We start from the raw sequence: 18,902 nt of genomic DNA, 5'->3' as shown, positions 1-18,902 counted from the left end.
TCTCTAGGCAAAAAATGCTAACACTAAACCGCCGGCAATAACCGAGGCGATTTGACCGGAAACATTGGCTCCTACTGCATACATTAAAATAAAATTTTGCGGATCTTCTTTAATGGCCATTTTTTGAATGACCCGACTAGACATTGGAAAAGCCGAAATACCGGCCGCACCAATCATGGGATTGATTTTTTCTTTGCGGAAAAGATTTAGCAATTTGGCAAACAAGACGCCCCCAACGGAATCCATAATAAAAGCAACTAAACCAAACAAAATAATCATAATCGTTTTCCAGTTGAGAAATTCATCAGCTTGCATTTTAAATGAAACCGTCAGTCCTAAAAGAATGCTGACGATATTCACTAATTCATTTTGCGCGGAATTTGAAAGTCTGTCTAGCACGCCACACTCCCGCAATAAATTACCAAACATCAAAAAGCCCACTAGCGGTAACGAAATCGGAGCAATAAAACCGGCCACCATCGTAATAATAATCGGAAATAAAATGCGGGTCGTTTTTGAAACGGAGCTTGCTTTGTAGTGCATGCGAATTTGTCGTTCTTTTTTGGTAGTGACAGCTTTAATGGCAATCGGCTGGATAATCGGCACTAACGCCATATAAGAATAAGCGGCCACTGTAATCGGTCCGATCAGCTCTTTGGCCAATGTATTAGAAACATAAATTGCCGTGGGTCCATCGGCGGCCCCGATAATTCCAATTGTCGCAGCTTCTTTTAAATCAAAACCAAAAAGTACAGCAATAATAATTGTAAAGAAAATACCGAACTGGGCGGCAGCGCCAAACATCAGCATAAATGGATTTTGCAACAGCGGGCCGAAATCAATCATCGCCCCGATGCCAATAAAAATCAGTAATGGAAATAATTCCGTGCCAATCCCGGCGTCAAATAAAATATTAAAAACACCTACTTGCTCACTACCCGAAATAGTTTGCGTTAAGACGCCACTGCCAGGAAAATTCACTAAGATTGTCCCGAGACCCATGGGCACTAATAATGTTGGTTCGTATTCTTTTTTTATCCCTAGGTAAATGAGCACCCCGCCAATCACCATCATAACGATTTGGCCTAGGGAAATTGAGGTGATACCTTGAATTAAAGTGTCCAAACAAAAACCTCCTTGCGTAAATTATTTTTTAGCTAAAAGATAAAAGCACATCGTCGGCTTTGACGACTTGATTAGGAATAACAAAAATTTCACCGATAACCGCATCTTCTTCAGCGACAATTTCATTTTCCATTTTCATAGCTTCGAGAATTAAGAGAGGTTGATTTTTTTTCACTGAACTTCCAGATTCCACCAAAATTTTCAAAATCGTGCCGGGCATTGGCGCCCTCATAACTTTACCGCTGGTAGTTTTTGGAACGGATGCAGGTGCCGTGGGTGTGACTGGTGCGACTGGTGCGGCGGTTGTAACGGGTGTAACGGGCGCGACTGGCGCAACAGGACCAGCTGCCACATTTACTGGCTGTCCTCCTTCAGTAATTTCCTCCATTTCTACTAAATATTCTTTGCCATCGATATTGATTTTAAATTTTCTAAGCATCGCGCTCACCTTTCTTTTGATAAATTTTTTTTATAACAAATTGACTGTTTGGATTTATTTCAGCGGCCAAGGCGGCGGCAATCAAACTAACCGCCTGCGCTTCCGGATTTTTTTTTCGAATATTTTTGATTGAAAGTGCGGTCTCGTTTTTCAGTGAACTTGCGACACTGGCGGCAACAACGGCCACCAAGCTTTTTTCTTCCTCTGAAACTTCAATATATAATGGAATTTCTTGCCACCTTTCGTCTACTTTTTTTTCTACCGATCTAATCGGATTTTTTTCAATTGGAACTTCTGGAATTTCTTCTGAACTTTTTTTCCGGAACCATTTTTCAAAAAAAATTTTCATCATCCGCCTCCGCAAATTTTTATTTTTTAAAGGTGTTACCGTTTTCTACAATTATATAGAAACTTCTCCAAAAAAGCCACGAATACTCTTTTTTAAAAGCTTTTTACTATCAAGAAGTTGACAGGTCTTGTCACCTGGCGTTATTTATTAATTTTTGAAAGTTCAAACGTTCCAAATAAAAAAACTATTTTTTTCAATCGTAAAGATTTCCTACAACTTCTTTCACACTTTCTTCAAAATTTCTCGCTATACTATATTCATACCAACAAAACCCTAACACTTTTTTTCTTCATTTATTTACTCCTCCAAAGTAAATAAACTCCTTTCTAACCGTCTGAGTGGAATCAGGCGGTTTTTTGTTTTAAAAAAAGCCATTAGTCAAGCGACTAGTGGCTTTTCTTGTATTCAATTGTTTTTTAATGGTTCCATTTCTTTTTCACTTAACACGCGATATTGCCCTTGAGCCAATTGTCCTAGTGTTAAAGTGCCCATCCGCACGCGTTTTAAGTAAGTCACTTCCATCCCCACTTTATGAAACATCCGCTTCACTTGATGGAATTTCCCTTCATGAATGATTAACAAAATTTCTGATGTTTGCACCTTTTGATCGACTGCTACAATTTTTAATTGGCTAGGAGAAATATTTTCATCTTCTTTAAGCGTCATGCCACCAGCAAAAAAAGCAATCGTTTCTTCAGTGACTAGTCCATTTATTTTGGCAAAATATTCTTTTTCCACATGTTTTTTCGGGCTGAGCAAATCATGGGCCAACTTGCCGTCGTTCGTCAATAATAATAAGCCCTCGGTATCTTTATCTAAACGCCCCACCGGGAAAATGTCGCCGCGCTGATCTTTTTCCAATAATAAATCCAGCACCGTTTTTTGCGCGTCTTTTGTCGCCGAGACTACTCCTTGGGGCTTATGAAGTAAATAATAAACGAATTTTTCATAATGTAATTTTTCCCCTTGAAACTCTACTTGGGCATTATTTTCGTCAATTTGAGCGCCAATATTTTTTTCAACTTGTCCATTTACGGTGACTTGCCCTTTTTTTATAAATTTTTTCACTTCGGAACGACTGCCCACTTTAGTTTCCGTTAAAAAACGATCTAAGCGCATTTGCTTTCCCCCTACAAAAAAAGCAGGAAAATTTCCTGCTTTTTGATTTATTTAATATGCAATTTGCGACGTAAACTTGCTACGCGACTGCCGATTAATTTATCAGCTAAACGCAATTTTAATGCTAAGTAACCATAGACGCCTGCTCCAATGGCTGCCACTAAAATAATTAACACAAAGGCCGTTAATTTATGTTCTGGTGACAACACAAATGAAAAGGCAAAGCGCGCGAGTAAAACAACGAACATCATCACCAAACTTAACAAGCTAATTAACACGCCGCGGCGAAGGGTTAATTTGGCATTGAAATGACTAATCCGGTGAATATCTCTTAATGAGAAAAAGGCGGCCAATAAAAGTCCTAGCGCCGTCGATAATAAAGGGCCGTAAACTTCAAAGAAATAAATAAACGGCACTTGTAAAACCATTTTTACTAAAAATCCGGCGGCTAAATATTTTAACGTAGCTAAGTGATGGCCCAGTCCTTGCAACGTTGATGACACTAGCATGTAAAGACCGATGATAACTCCTACAATGCAGGCCTCGATTAAAACGGCGCTGCCGAGGCGACTCGGTTCATAAAATAAAGTGTTTAGCGGATAGGCTAGCGAAATCATCCCTAATGTCGCTGGGAACATAATGAAACAAAAAAGTTGTAAGTTGTCGGTAATTAATTTGGCTAAACCTTTGTGATCTTTTAAAGTATAAGCTTCCGAAATTAGCGGTAGCGCGGTGGAAGAAATCGAAGTGGCCAGCGCAATGACTACCATAGTTAATTTATCAGGATTGGCCGAAAAGACGGAAAACAATTCGTATAATTGATTTTGACTATAATTGGTGAAGGTGTTCATAATTCCGAAAAATGTATATTGGTCAAAAATTTTCAAAATCGTAATCGCCGAGCCAACAATAATAAAAGGAATCGCATCGCGGGCAATATTGACAAATAAATTTCGCGTGGAAACCGTCAGCTGATTTTCGGAGTGGGCTTGTAAATAATCAAACACCGGCTTTTGTTTAAGCCAATAATAAATTAAAACTCCGACAGCTCCCAACATCCCGATAAAAGCAGCAAATGTCGATTGAACAACGGCTGTCGTGTACTCGCCTTCTAAGACTTTCATAATGATAAAAGTCGTCAGCAACATATAAAAAACGCGGGCAACTTGTTCAACAATTTGTGAAATGGCGGTGGGCATCATATCATGATTCCCTTGGAAAAATCCCCGCACCGCACTCATCATCGGAAAAATTAAAACCGCCACGCTCAACGAGCGCATAACCGGAATTAAATCAGGATTTCCCGCTGCTAAAATTGGTGAGGCCGCGTACATGATTGCTGCTGCTACTACGCCGATGCCCCCCATTAACACCAGTGCTTGTTTAAAAAGACGCGCCGAAACTTTATATTCGTTTAACGAATTGTAATGTGAAATTTGTTTGGCGATGGCACTGGGAATGCCGGCTGTGGAAATCATTAAAAACAGCGCATAAATATTATATCCCATGGTAAATAAACTATTGGCATTTCGCCCGTTTTCTCCCATCCAAGCGTACCAAGGAATAATATAAATCGCGCCTAAAAGCCGCGAAATAATATTTCCGGCACTCATCCAAATGGATCCTCTGACCATTTTTTCCTGCGGGGAAAGCTGAGTGGCCGTTGTGTTTCTTTTCTCCATTAATTTTCCAACTTTCTTTCAGATACTTTCTTTATTTTAAACGTTTGGCTCACTTCTTTCAACGACATTTCGGTTACAAAATATTTCTTTAAAGATTGGGCATTTCCTTAAGTAAAGATTATAATGAAGAAAAGGAGTGATTCTAGTGTTAGAAGAGATTAGAAATTGTAGCGATGAACAACTGCAGCAATTTGTCACCGAAATTTTTATGCGCAACTTAACTTCTGGACAACTGGCCGAAGATAGCAAACTTTTACTTTTTTTAGCCAATACAACTGAGGTAAGTTTAGCAGCCGTTGAAAAAATTTGCCTGCAAGAATTTATTTGGCGCAATTTAGTGCTGGATAAAAGTTTACTTCATCTACCAGAAAATTGGCAAGTCGGTTCCGCTGCTGATTATTTGGACGATGTCACCGCCCTAAGCGTCCGCGAACGAAATTAAAAACAGAAAAAGAAACGCAAAAGAAAAAATCTTTTGCGTTTCTTTTTTTCCTTTGATTGTCGGTGTAAAAAAAGCTGTGACTAGGAGAATAGATAAAATTTTTAAAATCCAAAAACGGGATTTTTGGAAAATTTTCCTAATTCTCTACGCCCCATTGCGCTTTTTCTCACAACCTTTTTTTACCTTATTTTTCGCTGGCGTCCCATAATTTTTTTAAAGCAGGGACATTGCCTAGTTCGGTTAAATTACTTGGCATGATGACGGTGTTGTGGTTATTTTCCACCACATGTTTGAAAGCTTCGATTCCTAAATACTGCAAAGCTTCCGGCGTTAATTTGCTTGCTTCAATGGCTTGATTGATTTCAATAATTTTTTGTTTTTCAGCTTCGGTAATGACGCGGATTCGTTCTGCTTCAGCGGTGGCATCAATGCTCATTCGTTCAGCGCGGGCCATGGCGTCGATTTTTGTTTGTTTCGCGCGAGCTTCAGAATCAATTTCCATTTCAGAGGCTTTGGCTTCCGATTCCAAAATAACCGACTGCTTCTTCCCTTCAGAAATCGTAATCGTCGACTCTTTGTCTCGACTAGCGGTAATTAATTTATTCATGGAATTGACAATTTCATCAGAAACGGAAATTTCCCCAATATTAATCCGATCAATGGACAAGCCGTAGCCGGCGGTAATATCTTTGACACTTTCGTACAAGGCGACATTAATTTCTTCAGTCCCATTTAAAACGGCATTCAAATCCATCTTCCCAATAATCCCCCGCAGATTCGACTGACAATCTTGAATCATACTAGTAACAGAATCTTGGTTTTCATAAACAAACGCCCGAACGTCGGTGACGTGATATTTAATGGCTTCATCAATTTCCACAATAACATTATCTTTAGTAATCACACTTTGCGGATCAATTTGAATCGGAATTTGTTTTAAAGAAACCCGACGCTTAACGTTATACAAAATCGGAACGAGAAAATGCAACCCCGGTTCCAAATTGCGCACATATTTCCCGAAACTTTCTACAACTTTTACTTCACCTTGTTCAACGATCACGACCATTTTAGAAATCAGAACAAGGGCGATAATTACGATAATTCCAATAATAATTAGGCTACTCAACAATGAAATTCACATCACTTTCAAATAAATAATTATTGACCCGCACAAAAAGTTCTCGTGGGGAATAATTTGTCACTTCCAACATGGAGCCAACTTCCGGCGTTCCTTCAGTCACTTTGTAATCGTACCACGAACCATAAATCCTAATCGATCCCAAATATTGATCAGACTTAGCACGAAAACATTTGCCAACTGTTTTTTGCATCTGGTAATCCAATTTGTCACTCCTTTTTGACGGAGATTTCGTCTGCCCTCATTATAGCAAACTCTTAAAAAAATAGGCGAGTTTTTCAAATTAAATTTCATTCAATTTTTCGGCGTTTCACCTGATTTTTTGACCTTCATTTGAAAACAGCAATTGCTTATTGAAATTTTTCCTTGTAAAATAGGTTCATCTTACATTTATTAAAGGAGGCGCGTCATGCTTTTAGTTGCCGGCACTATCGGCAGTGGCAAAACGAGTTTAACTCATTTGCTGGCCCAAGAATTTTCCGGAAAAACGTTTGTGGAAACGGTAGATGATAATCTCGTGCTCCCACTTTTTTATAAAGATCCAAAAACTTATGCTTATCCGTCGCAAATCTTTTTTCTAAATAAACGTTTCATCGCCATGAAACAAGCACTCGTCAAAAATGATTCCGTCTTGGATCGTTCGATTTATGAGGACAGTTTGATTTTTCATTTGAATGCTGACTTGGGACGAATTGATGCTTCCCAAGTGGCGCAATACGATTTATTGTTGAACACTATGTTAAGTGAATTGGAACATTTAGCTGCTGGGGAAAATTCTGAAAAACAAAGTCCCGACCTTTTGATTTTTATCGAGGTAAGCTTAGAAACAATGCTTAGTCGCATCAAAGAGCGGGGCAATCCTTACGAGCAAGTGGACGTTCATGCTGGGTTGAAAAATTATTACGCCGAATTAACCCGCCGCTACCAAATTTGGTTTGAACAATTTCACTTAACGCCAAAAATGAAAATCGACGGCAATCGTTATGATTTCGTCAATAACCCCGAGCACCGTCTTATGGTTTTAAATCAAATCAAAGCCCAACAACTTAACTTAGCTGAGCAATCTTCTAGCACAAAAAAATATCAACCCCAGACCTTACTGGAAAAGGGCATATTTTAAACAAAGAGAAAATAAAAAAAGGATTTCTTATATTGACAAGAAATCCTTTTACTACTTAACTTTTGAATCAAAACTCAACTTTATACGGTATAAAAATTTCTCGCAAAAGATTTTTTTTAATCTGTTGTGAACCAATTTTCATCTTACCAGTAGCTTGAAACTCTTCGATTAAGGTGGTAATTTCTTTTTCCGTCACTTCATTCTTAGGAATTTCGATAATGGCTAGGAGTAATCTTTGGCTTCCTACTTGCCTAATTAAATAACATCTTCCTTTTGGTAGAATGCGTTCGCCTTGGCTATAAAAGAGCGAGTTAATATTGTAAGGACCTATTGTTAAATAGTCTAGATAGTATAAATTTTCACCTTTAGGAGGATACCCCACGGATAATCTAGAAGGTCTCATTGACCAATAATCTAGGTGGTGGTTCTTTCCATCAGTAGAAGGATATTCTGTGGAAAATACAGTGGGCAATAGATTTTGATTTTTTGAATCTGCAGAAGAAACTCTATCGCTTCTACTTATTGCTCGTTCAAAAATTATCCCAACACTTGCAATCAAAATAAGACTAAGGATGATCAACCTTTTTGTTTTCTTACTTATAGACATTCGTCCACTCCGCATTTCTAGATAAAATCTCAACTATCTTTAGCCAAGTTATCCCAATTTTTTATTGTAGTTTATGTGTTGCTGTTAGTAACCTATTAAAAAAGAATTGACTGGTCTTTAGCTAGGGATTTGGAACGGCTTATAATCAAAAATGTAACAAATAGACCAAAATAAAAAATAATATTTTTTTGGGTATCGGCATACATGAACCACCAATAAATATGTTTTTTGAAAAATTTCAACCGATGTTAAAAATCATCTTATAAAAATGGTACCTTTTACAATTCTGAGTGTCAACAAAATTTTTATCTGTGTTTTTTTAATTTAAAGTTTTTCACCTATTCATCCAGTATTTATACTTATCCCTTTTTTATTTTCATTCAAAAAGATGTCAATGTAAAAGATTAATACTGATAATAAAAAGAGGGATCTAGTCTAAGTAATTTATTCATAATTCATTTTTGTGGACGTCCGGTCCAACTTACCACCTTAATTTTGTACAATTTATCTGTATAAAAAAAAGCTGTTCCCTGATTTTTTAGGGAACAGCTTTTTTTCTATCGCCTTTTCGACATCCTTAGATTACAAAGTTGACTAATTTATTTGGGACGGCGATGATTTTTCGAATCGTTTGGTCCGTGAGATATTTTTCAATTTGTGGATCATTTTGAGCTAGTTCAATTAATTCTTCTTTTGATAAATCTTTTTCAGTGGTCAATTTAGCGCGCATTTTGCCGTTGACTTGAACAATGACTTCCACTGTGCTTTCCACTAACATTTCAGGATCATAAGTTGGCCATGGCACGTAGCTAATGCTTTCTGTGTTGCCAAGAATTTCCCATAATTCTTCAGCCAAATGCGGAGCCACTGGAGCGAGCATTTGGACAAATCCTTCAATATAAGAATAGTGCAAGGAATCGTCTTTGTTGGCTTCATTGACAAAAATCATCAACTGAGAAATTCCGGTATTAAACCGCAACTGCTCAAAATCTTCCGTCACTTTTTTTACTGTTTGATGATAGACTTTAGTCAGTTTACCGTCATTTACTTTCGTAATTCGGTCGCGCATTTTGCCATCTTCATCAACAATTAAACGCCAAACACGATCAAGGAATTTACGAGCGCCTTCTAGTCCATTCTCACTCCAAGGAATCGAAGCGTCCAATGGGCCCATAAACATTTCGTATAAACGCAAAGTATCCGCGCCATATTGTTCCACTACATCATCAGGATTAACAACATTTCCACGAGACTTGGACATTTTTTCATTATTATCACCTAAAAGCATTCCTTGATTATATAATTTTTGGAATGGTTCTGGCGTTGGCACCACACCAATATCATATAAAAATTTATGCCAAAAACGAGCGTACAATAAATGCAGAACCGCATGCTCTGCTCCGCCAATATAAATATCTACTGGCATCCAATGTTTTAATTTTTCAAAATCCGCGAGGCATTCCTCATTATGAGGATCGATAAAGCGTAAATAATACCAAGAACTACCAGCCCATTGTGGCATGGTGTTGGTTTCTCGTTTTCCGTGCATCCCAGTTTTTTCGTCAACAACATTTACCCAATCGGTAATATTGGCTAATGGTGATTCACCTGTTCCAGATGGTTTAATGTCGGTGGTTTTTGGCAAACGCAATGGCAATTCATCTTCCGGCACAGTTGTCGTGGTACCATCTTCCCAATGAATTACAGGAATTGGTTCGCCCCAATAACGTTGACGAGAAAATAACCAATCTCTTAAGCGATAAGAAACTTCTTGGTGACCAACATTTTTTTCAGTTAACCATTCATTAATGGTAGCAATCGCTTCTTCTTTATTTAACCCATCAAGAAATTCGGAATTGATATGCACGCCGTCTTCGGTATAGGCTGCTGTAGTTACATCGCCACCTGCTAAAACGGGAATAATTTCCAAATCAAATTTTTTGGCAAAATCGTAATCTCGTTCGTCGTGCGCAGGGACGGCCATAATAGCCCCGGTGCCGTAACTTGCTAAAACATAATCGGCAATCCAAATAGGAATTTTTTTCCCGTTGACTGGATTAATTGCATAGGCCCCAGTGAAGACACCTGATTTTTCTTTGGCCAAATCGGTCCGTTTCAAATCAGATTTTTTAGCTGCTTCTTCAATATAAGCAGAAACTTCTTTTTCTTGCTCGGCACTGACGATTTTTTTAACTAAAGGTAACTCTGGTGCTAAGACAGCATAAGTTGCACCAAAAAGCGTATCCGGTCTAGTGGTAAATACTTCAAATGTTTCATCAGAATTGGCTACTTTGAAAGTTACTTTTGCGCCCACTGATTTGCCAATCCAATTGCGTTGCATATCTTTGATACTTTCTGGCCAATCAACTAAATCTAAATCATCTAACAAACGTTCCGCGTAAGCAGTAATTTTTAACATCCATTGACGCATTGGTTTGCGGACGACATCATAACCGCCTCGTTCACTTTTTCCGTCGATAACTTCTTCATTGGCAATAACTGTGCCCAATTCTGGCACCCAGTTCACAGCTACTTCAGCTTCATAGGCCAAGCCATTTTCATATAATTTTGTGAAAATCCATTGCGTCCATTTATAATATTTTGGATCAGTCGTGTTAATTTCTCGATTCCAGTCATAAGAAAAACCAAGAGAATTGATTTGACGCTTGAAAGTCGCAATATTTTGTTCTGTAAAAATAGCTGGATCATGACCAGTATCTAGCGCATATTGTTCTGCTGGCAAACCAAAAGCGTCCCAACCCATGGGATGCATTACATTAAATCCTTGCGCTCTTTTCATCCGCGATAAAATATCTGTGGCTGTGTAGCCTTCAGGGTGTCCTACGTGCAACCCTTGCCCTGATGGATAAGGAAACATATCTAGCGCATAAAATTTTGGTTTTGAACTTTCTTCTAGCGTGGCAAACATATTGGTTTGGGCCCAGTATTTTTGCCATTTTTTCTCGATGACTTTGTGTTGATAATTCATAAACTTTTTTCTCCTTTCAAAATAAAAAAAAGTCCTATAGTTTTTCAACTATAGGACGAATGCACGTGGTACCACCTAATTTTACAAATCCATCATATGAATTTGCCTTACAAGTTGATAACGCAACGACGCGATTGACCTTTTTAGCGGCGAGTTCAGATTTTTTTCTGTGTATTTTCACCACCATACACTCTCTTTAAGAAAAAAGTTTCCTACTACTCCGCATTTCAATTGTCTTTATGTTAGCAAAGTTTATGGAATAATTCAAGGCTCAAGCAATAAAACATTTATCCAGACTCTGATTACGGTTCTTGAATCGTAGCCGGATCAATTCCTAGTGCCTCAGCCATTTTATCATCGACAACTAATTGTAAATGTTCTTGTGTTTCCACTGGCATATCACTAGGTTGCGCTTCTCCTAGTAAAATTTTAGCGGCCATTAAGCCCGTTTGTTTTCCTAATGCAAAATAATCAATACCGATACTACATAATCCACCAGTTTCTCCTTCTGCCCAACCGGTAACTACTGGTACTTTTTCACTTTTGGCAATTTCTCCAACGATGGCCGCACTTGAAGCCATGGTATTGTCAGTAGGAATAAAAATGCCCTCCACATCTTTAGCCAGTGATGTCATAGCTTGTTGCACATCATTCGTGGAATTTACAGTGACAGTTTTCACTTTAAGACCAGCTTTTTTAATTTCTGCTTCAGCAAGGTCGGCTTGGATTTTAGAGTTGGCCTCGCCAGAATTATAAATTAAACCGATTGTTTCAGGATCTTTAGTGACGGACAACAGAAGTTCAATTTGTTTGTCCACCGGAACGGCATCACTAGTCCCTGTTAAATTTCCACCGGGTTTCTCATTTGACGCTACTAGTTTGGAAGCTTCTAAATCAGTAACTGCCGTAACTACAATAGGAATATCTTGCGTTTCGTTAGCTAGTGATTGGGCGGCCGGCGTTGAGATGCCTAATACTAAATCTGGTTTATCTTTGACGAGTTTTTCTGCCATGGATTTTAAATTATCTTGGGCGTTTTGGGCATTTTGATAAATATAAACCGCATCGACGCCGCCTTCTTTGACCCCTTCTTTAAATCCTTCATAAGACGCATCTAATGACGGGTGAGCCACCAACTGCAAGACGCCAATTGTCATCTGTCCCTCTTGCGCCACTGCTTCTTTTTTACATCCGGCAAATAATAAACCGCCTACTGTTATCAATCCTGCTAAAATAATTTTTTGTTTTTTCATTTTTTTCCGTCCCTTCATTTTTTAAAATAATTTACTTGAATTTTTCCTGTTGATCAGGCAGAAAAAATTTTGGGTAAATAAAAACTCCATTTAGAATTTTCTAAATGGAGGAAGTTTCGCAAAAAAAAGAATTATTTTGCTTAAGCCATCTAGAAAATCCTACATGGCCAGCACATTCAAAGTCGCCTTAGCCATCATAGATTCAAACCATCGTTTGATGTTTGCATCCATAATGTCTGAATACAAACTTATCTAAAGAAGAAGCTAAAGCTAAAGAAACTATTTAGTTGAGGGATTTGCATTTGCTGATTCATAAAAAAATCCTCCAGTTCTTTGAATGTTCTCATTATAGTGTGACTAGATGGATTCGTCAAGGAAAAATGAAAAAGTTGGCGCAAAATAACTGCGCCAACTTTTTTTAAAAATCTCTTAATCTAATTTTTCCCAATGCCAATTTTCGACTTCTTCAATATCTTGACCATTTTCACGAATAAAGTCGTGATGTAAATCTAAGAAGTCTTGCATTTCTTTAGAAAATCCGGCTGCTTTTTCTCCATAAACGAGTTCGGCTGCCTGCTTAGCTAAATGGAACCGGTCCAACTCATTTAAAACGCGCATATCAAATGGTGTTGTAATATCGCCATTTTCCCGATAACCGTGAAGATGAATTTGGCGATTTTCTCGTGGATAGAAAATATCCCGCATTAAGCCTTCATAACCGTGGAAAGCAAAAATAACTGGTTTGTCTTTCGTGAAGTAAGTGTTAAATTCATCATCACTCAGGCCACGAGGATCCACGGATGGGTGGCGTAATTTCAATAAATCAACGACATTAATAAAACGAATCTTCAGCTCAGGAAATTCTTCGTGCAAATAAGAAATTGCTGCTAAACTTTCCAAGTTCGGTTCTGTTCCAGCTGCGGCGATAATTAAATCAGGTTCTTCATTTTTTTCAACCGTTGAAGCCCAGTCGATCACTTTCAATCCTTCTTTAACTAAAACTTCGGCCTCATCAGCGGAATAAAATTGTGGGCGTGGATGTTTCGAAGTCACCACTAAATTAATTTTTTCTTCGGTGGTGAAGACTTCACTCATTACCGCCAGCAAACTATTGGCATCGGCTGGTAAATATTCCCGCACAAATTCTGGTTTTTTCTCCGCCAAATGCGTCAACATGCCTGGATCTTGGTGCGTATAACCATTGTGATCTTGTTGGAAAACGGTGGAAGAAGCAATTAAGTTCAGTGATGGATAATTTTTCCGCCATTTTTGATCGTGAGCTTTACGCAACCATTTGAAATGTTGAGTAATCATGGAATCGACTACCCGGAAAAATGATTCATAGCTAGCAAAAAATCCGTGCCGTCCAGTTAAAACATACCCTTCTAAAAATCCTTCTGCTTGGTGTTCGGAAAGTTGGGAGTCAATAACCCGACCTGCTGGTGACAGCCATTCATCGAATTTTTTGGAAGTTGGCTCTAACCATTGACGACGTGTGACATCAAATAAATGATTCAAGCGGTTGGATTTTGTTTCGTCTGGTCCAAATACTCGGAAATTATTAGGATTTTTTTCAATTAATTCAGCTGCATATTTCCCAAATTCCATCATATCAGATCCAATGATTGCGCCTGGTATTTCAATTGGTAAAGCAAATTTCTGCCAAGTAGCGACGTCTAATTTTTTCGGATTTAATCCACCATTGGTCACAGGATTTTTGGCCATCCGCGCATCACCTGTTGGCGCTAATTCTTTAATCTCTTTAAAAAATTTCCCGTCTTGATTAAATAATTCTTCCGGATGATATGATTTTAACCAAGAAACTAGAGCTTCGGCATGGTCAAAATGCAATTGATCCACTGGAATTGGCACTTGATGGGCGCGAAATGATCCTTCAATTGTTTCATTGTCCCAAGTTTTAGGACCTGTCCAACCTTTTGGCGTCCGAAAAATAATCATTGGCCATTGTGGCATTTGTGCTTGGTCAGCTGGATTTTTTCGGGCTTCTTTTTGAATCGCTTGAATTTTTTCAATTACTTCGTCCATGACTTTCATCATTTGCGGATGGACTTTAGCCGGGTCATCACCTTCAACAAAATAAGGCGCCCAACCAAGGCCGGTGAAATAATTTTTTAATTGTTCATCCGTTTTCCGAGCTAAAATGGTCGGATTAGAAATTTTGGCCCCATTTAAATGTAAAATCGGCAAAACGGCCCCATCATTTACAGGATTAATAAAAGTATTACTGAACCAACTAGCAGCTAGCGGGCCAGTTTCTGCTTCGCCATCGCCAATGACCGTTGCGGCAATTAAATCAGGATTATCTAAAATTGCGCCTGTGCCGTGGGATAATGAATAACCAAGTTCGCCGCCTTCGTGGATGGAGCCTGGCGTTTCTGGAGCCGCATGAGAAGCTACCCCGCCTGGGAAAGAAAATTGTTTAAATAATTTTTTCATCCCGGCAGCATCTTCAGTAATTTCTGGATAAATATCTGAATAAGATCCATCAAGATAAGCATTAGATACCATCACTTGGCCACCATGACCCGGGCCTTCAATGTAGAACATATTCAGTTGATATTTTTGAATGACGCGATTTAAATGCGCATAAATAAAATTTTGACCAGAAATCGTGCCCCAATGGCCAATAGGATGAACTTTAAGATCCGTTGCTTGTAGTTGTCGGGTCAACAAAGGATTATCTTTAAGATATAATTGGCCCACGGATAAATAATTTGCTGCCCGCCACCATTTATCCACTTTTTCTAAATATTTTGGTGAGTTAAAATCAGTCATTTAATCAACTTCCTTTTTTAGTATTTTTTACTTTAAAGCCGCTAAAAAAAATGCACACAAAAAATTTTGCATGTGACGAACTGGACACTTTAATTATAAACGTCTTGCAAACTGAATACAACTAAAAGAAATCGCTGAAAAAATTTCTCTAATCTAAAATTTCCCTAACAAAAAAGCCGACAATTTTCTGTCGGCTTTTCATTTACAACTCGTTAATCCATTTTAATTAAATCATATTGCGATTGATATAAGTGATAGTAAAGGCCACGGTGTTCCATCGATTGACGATGGTTGCCGGCTTCTTGAATTTTTTGGTCGGCAATGTAAAAAATTTGGTCTGAGTTTTTAATCGTCGACAAACGGTGAGCGATAATAAAACTCGTCCGCCCTTTTAACAATTGTTGTAAACCTAATTGCAATAATTCTTCCGTTTTAGTATCAATACTTGAAGTAGCTTCATCTAAAATTAAAATTTTAGGATTGGCTAACAATGTGCGGGCAAAAGCTAAGAGTTGGCGTTGCCCAGCCGACAATGTGCTTCCCCGTTCTTCAACTACTGTTTCATAGCCATCTTTTAATTCCATAATAAAATCGTGGGCCCGAACAACTTTGGCAGCTTCAATAATTTCTTCTTTCGTAGCTTCTAAGCGCCCGTAACGAATATTTTCTAAAATCGTCCCTGAGAAAATAAACGTATCTTGCAGCATAACACCCATTTGACTACGCAAACTTGGCAAAGTGACATTAGAAATATCGTGACCATCAATTAAAATTTTCCCGCTATCTACATCATAAAAGCGACTCAATAAATTAATAATCGTCGTCTTACCAGCACCCGTTGGTCCCACTAAAGCAATGGATCGACCCGGAGCGACGTGAAATGAAATATCTTTTAAAATTGTTTTATCTTTTTCATAACTAAAGGTCACATGCTCAAAATCAATCGTGCCTTCAATTTGTGGCAACACTTCCGCATTGTCGTGATCGATAATTTCTGGTTGTTCGTCTAGTGTTTCAAAAATCCGTTCCAAGTAAGCTGTCGCGGTAATTAAAGAATTATAAAAGTTCCCAATATTAATAACTGGATTCCAAAAATTATTAATATACCCAATAAAAGCAATTAATGTCCCGGTGGAAACTTCTACGCCGATTTGGCGAATTCCTACAAAATAAATCAAGCTCGTCGCAATAACGGAAATATTTTGCACCCCAGGCCATAAAAGAAATTGAATCTTTACAGCCTTCATCCAACTAGAGCGATATTCTTGGTTGATGTCTTTAAATACTTGATAGTTTTCTTTTTCCCGAGCAAAACTTTGGGTAATTTTAATCCCGGCGATAGACTCGTGAATATATGCATTCATATTAGACTGCTTGTTACTCAAAATTTGGTAAGCTTTCCGTTGTTTATTTTTAATCACCATAACGAGCGCAAAAAGCACTGGCATTAGGGCTAACGACCACAATGTTAGGCGAGCATCCAAAAAGATCATAAAAATTAACGTAATAAAAACATTGAAGAAATCAGAAATTAAATTGATTAAACCATTACTTAATAAGTCACTTAACGTATTAATATAGTTAACGACACGAATTAAAATTTTGCCGTGCGGGCGAGAATCAAAATAAGAAAATGATAATTTCTGTAAGTGAGAAAAAATATCAAAACGCATATCTTTTAAAACATCTTGTCCGAGTTCAGTGATGTGATAAATCCGATAACGCATGCAAATGCCGCCGATAATCAAGGTTAGTAAAAACAATCCGCCGATAATCAAAAGCGCCGTGAAATCTTTGTTAGGAATTGCCGTATCAATAGCGTATTTAGTAAAGTACGGACCAAACATTCCTAAAACATTGGCAAAAATAATAACAAATAAAATTTGAACAATTCTTTTTTTGTAAGGCTTGATATATTGACCGAGGCGTTTATATTGGCGCCAATTGAATTCCTGTTGTAGTTCTTCATCGACATCAAATTTATTCCGCGCCATTTTCCACACCTCCTGACAAACCTAATTGTTTTTGGTAGACTTCATAATATTTTCCTTTAAGGGCCACCAACTCTTGGTGACTTCCTTGTTCCACCACGCGCCCTTTTTCCATCATCAAGATTAAATTAGCATCTCGCACTGAAGAAATCCGATGGGCAATAATGAAAGTAGTTTTTTGCTGCGTCAATGTGGTTAATTCTTTTTGAATTTTCGTTTCTGTTTCCATATCCACCGCAGAAGTTGTATCATCCAAAATTAAAATGGAAGGATCTTTCACTAGCGCTCGCGCCAATGAAATCCGTTGTTTTTGACCACCAGATAAACCAACCCCTCGTTCGCCAACAATTGTTGCATATCCTTCTGGCATCCGGGAAATAAAAGCATCCGCGTCGGCGGCACTTGCCATTTGCTGAATGAAAGTAGGATCTACTACTGGATTACCAAAAGCAATATTATCAGAAATAGAATCGGAAAATAAAAAGACATCTTGCATGACCATAGCAATATTTTCCCGCAATTTTCGAATGGGGTATTCTTTAGCCGATTTCCCATCAATTAATACGTCGCCTGCTGTTGGATCGTAAAAGCGGGCGATTAAATTAACTAACGTCGTTTTTCCAGAACCCGTCTCACCTAAAATTCCGACAGTTTCGCCAACTTTTGCTGAAAAACTAATATTTTCTAACACCATATGCGTTGGATCATCGGAAAAGTGGAAGCCAACATTTTTAAATTCTACATCGCCGTGAATTCTTTTTTCCATTGGGCGATCTTCTAATAAAATTTGTGGCGCTGTTCCTAGCATTTGCCGAATTTTAACGCAAGCGGCATTAAAACGTTGCACATCATTGATCAGCCAACCAGACATCCGCATGGGTTGGTTCAACATCCACAAATAACCGTTAAACGCCACCAAATCACCTAAAGTCATGGAGCCATCAATCACTAAATAACCGCCAAAGACAATAACGATCACCGCTAAACTGGAAGCAAAGCCGTCCAGCCACGGTAAATATTTACGAGAAACAGCAGCGGACTCCATATTTTTTTGTTTAAAATCTTCATTGTGTTCATTAAATTTATCGATTTCAAAAGCTTCCCGAGTGAAGGCTTTCACCACACGATTGCCACCAATATTTTCTTCCACCATGGAATTTAAGCGGGCAAAACTATTCCGAATTTCTAAAAAGCGCGGACGAGCTTGCTTACTCATCAACATCGTAAAAATAAAAATTAGAGGCGTCACAGCAACGAGAGCCAACATCAACGGCCAAGAAATCCAGCTCATAACCACCACCGCACAAATAAACCAAGTCACACATTCGATGACATTATAATCCACCCAAGAAACAAAATGACGAATCGCATCGGTATCACCAGTCATGCGGGCCATAATATCCCCCACCCGTGTGTGATTAAAAAAATCAAAATCCAGTTCTTGTAATTTTTTGTACATTGTTTGCCGCAAATCAAAGACTGTATTTTGTCCGGTGCGTTCAAATAAAATTTGATACAAATAACGCACGACTGTTCTAACGAGTGTGACACCAATCATAATCAATAAAATTGGAATCAGTAATTCTACTTTTCCACCTTGGATGACTTGATCAATTAAAACCCCGGCTAAATATGGATTCACCAAAATTAAGCCTGCATTAATCAAAATAAATATTAAGGCCACCAACAACCTTTTTTTATTTGGAGCTACAAAGCGCCAAATCCACTGATAATTATTCATTGCTTTTTTATTCTCCTTTTATACTTTTCCATCTAGTAATTAAAGCCTTTCCATTTCTTTATTTTGCTCTCTGAAGAAGCATTATAGCAAATGATTACTTAAAAAAACAGC

Annotated in this window: 15 protein-coding genes; 2 read left to right on the top strand and 13 right to left on the bottom strand. The window is 38.1% G+C overall.

Annotation, left to right across the window (positions count from 1 at the left end; translation table 11 throughout):
- Nucleotides 1-3: 3 nt before the first annotated feature.
- The 5 genes from BQ5341_RS01740 to BQ5341_RS01720 form a co-directional block, all read right to left on the bottom strand.
- Nucleotides 4-1,125 carry a sodium ion-translocating decarboxylase subunit beta gene (locus BQ5341_RS01740; protein ID WP_071130337.1) on the bottom strand — a complete coding sequence of 374 codons (1,122 nt, stop codon included), beginning with the start codon at nucleotides 1,123-1,125 and terminating at the stop codon, nucleotides 4-6.
- A gap of 28 nt (nucleotides 1,126-1,153) precedes the next feature.
- Nucleotides 1,154-1,564 carry a biotin/lipoyl-containing protein gene (locus BQ5341_RS01735; RefSeq protein WP_071130336.1) on the bottom strand — a complete coding sequence of 137 codons (411 nt, stop codon included), beginning with the start codon at nucleotides 1,562-1,564 and terminating at the stop codon, nucleotides 1,154-1,156.
- The gene (locus BQ5341_RS01730) at nucleotides 1,557-1,916 is read right to left on the bottom strand and encodes a hypothetical protein (protein ID WP_158661721.1); all 360 of its coding nucleotides are present in this window, start codon (nucleotides 1,914-1,916) and stop codon (nucleotides 1,557-1,559) included. Before BQ5341_RS01730 ends, BQ5341_RS01735 begins: the two co-directional genes overlap by 8 nt.
- 402 nt (nucleotides 1,917-2,318) lie before the next feature.
- Nucleotides 2,319-3,032, bottom strand: a complete 714-nt coding sequence (locus BQ5341_RS01725; protein ID WP_071130334.1) for a pseudouridine synthase — start codon at nucleotides 3,030-3,032, stop codon at nucleotides 2,319-2,321.
- Nucleotides 3,033-3,079: 47 nt separating this feature from the next.
- Nucleotides 3,080-4,714: a putative polysaccharide biosynthesis protein gene (locus BQ5341_RS01720; protein ID WP_071130333.1), complete on the bottom strand. Its 1,635-nt coding sequence runs from the start codon at nucleotides 4,712-4,714 to the stop codon at nucleotides 3,080-3,082.
- Nucleotides 4,715-4,859: 145 nt separating this feature from the next.
- On the opposite strand from BQ5341_RS01720, the gene BQ5341_RS01715 reads away from it, so the two are divergent.
- Entirely contained in the window at nucleotides 4,860-5,156 is a 297-nt protein-coding gene (locus BQ5341_RS01715) for a hypothetical protein (RefSeq protein ID WP_071130332.1), read from the top strand.
- Nucleotides 5,157-5,340: 184 nt separating this feature from the next.
- Here the strand turns inward: BQ5341_RS01715 and BQ5341_RS01710 are convergent, their stop codons facing one another.
- Both BQ5341_RS01710 and BQ5341_RS01705 read right to left on the bottom strand, forming a co-directional pair.
- Complete coding sequence (locus BQ5341_RS01710) at nucleotides 5,341-6,222, bottom strand: SPFH domain-containing protein (RefSeq protein ID WP_083378557.1); 882 nt, start codon at nucleotides 6,220-6,222, stop codon at nucleotides 5,341-5,343.
- Between the two features lie 52 nt (nucleotides 6,223-6,274).
- Complete coding sequence (locus BQ5341_RS01705) at nucleotides 6,275-6,487, bottom strand: hypothetical protein (protein WP_071130374.1); 213 nt, start codon at nucleotides 6,485-6,487, stop codon at nucleotides 6,275-6,277.
- Nucleotides 6,488-6,703: 216 nt separating this feature from the next.
- Here BQ5341_RS01705 and BQ5341_RS01700 point away from each other — a divergent pair, with 216 nt between their 5' ends.
- Nucleotides 6,704-7,414 carry a deoxynucleoside kinase gene (locus tag BQ5341_RS01700; protein WP_071130330.1) on the top strand — a complete coding sequence of 237 codons (711 nt, stop codon included), beginning with the start codon at nucleotides 6,704-6,706 and terminating at the stop codon, nucleotides 7,412-7,414.
- Nucleotides 7,415-7,481: 67 nt separating this feature from the next.
- Here BQ5341_RS01700 and BQ5341_RS01695 read toward each other — a convergent pair whose 3' ends face one another.
- The 6 genes from BQ5341_RS01695 to BQ5341_RS01670 all read right to left on the bottom strand — a co-directional run bounded on the left by BQ5341_RS01695 (nucleotide 7,482) and on the right by BQ5341_RS01670 (nucleotide 18,791).
- A complete protein-coding gene (locus tag BQ5341_RS01695) occupies nucleotides 7,482-8,021 on the bottom strand; it encodes a hypothetical protein (protein ID WP_071130329.1) in 540 nt (179 codons plus the stop codon).
- A 577-nt stretch (nucleotides 8,022-8,598) separates the two neighbouring features.
- Complete coding sequence (gene leuS / locus BQ5341_RS01690) at nucleotides 8,599-11,010, bottom strand: leucine--tRNA ligase (protein ID WP_071130328.1); 2,412 nt, start codon at nucleotides 11,008-11,010, stop codon at nucleotides 8,599-8,601.
- Nucleotides 11,011-11,312: 302 nt separating this feature from the next.
- Nucleotides 11,313-12,263: an ABC transporter substrate-binding protein gene (locus BQ5341_RS01685; RefSeq protein ID WP_071130327.1), complete on the bottom strand. Its 951-nt coding sequence runs from the start codon at nucleotides 12,261-12,263 to the stop codon at nucleotides 11,313-11,315.
- Nucleotides 12,264-12,692: 429 nt separating this feature from the next.
- Nucleotides 12,693-15,059: a phosphoketolase family protein gene (locus BQ5341_RS01680; RefSeq protein WP_071130326.1), complete on the bottom strand. Its 2,367-nt coding sequence runs from the start codon at nucleotides 15,057-15,059 to the stop codon at nucleotides 12,693-12,695.
- A 212-nt stretch (nucleotides 15,060-15,271) separates the two neighbouring features.
- The gene (locus BQ5341_RS01675) at nucleotides 15,272-17,053 is read right to left on the bottom strand and encodes an ABC transporter ATP-binding protein (protein WP_071130325.1); all 1,782 of its coding nucleotides are present in this window, start codon (nucleotides 17,051-17,053) and stop codon (nucleotides 15,272-15,274) included.
- Nucleotides 17,040-18,791, bottom strand: a complete 1,752-nt coding sequence (locus tag BQ5341_RS01670; protein ID WP_071130324.1) for an ABC transporter ATP-binding protein — start codon at nucleotides 18,789-18,791, stop codon at nucleotides 17,040-17,042. Before BQ5341_RS01670 ends, BQ5341_RS01675 begins: the two co-directional genes overlap by 14 nt.
- Nucleotides 18,792-18,902: the final 111 nt, after the last annotated feature.

This window comes from Enterococcus timonensis (assembly GCF_900104595.1).
Lineage (GTDB): Bacteria > Bacillota > Bacilli > Lactobacillales > Enterococcaceae > Enterococcus_J > Enterococcus_J timonensis.
Note: the sequence above shows the minus strand (reverse complement) of the source record. Positions and strands in the feature narration are given on the sequence as shown.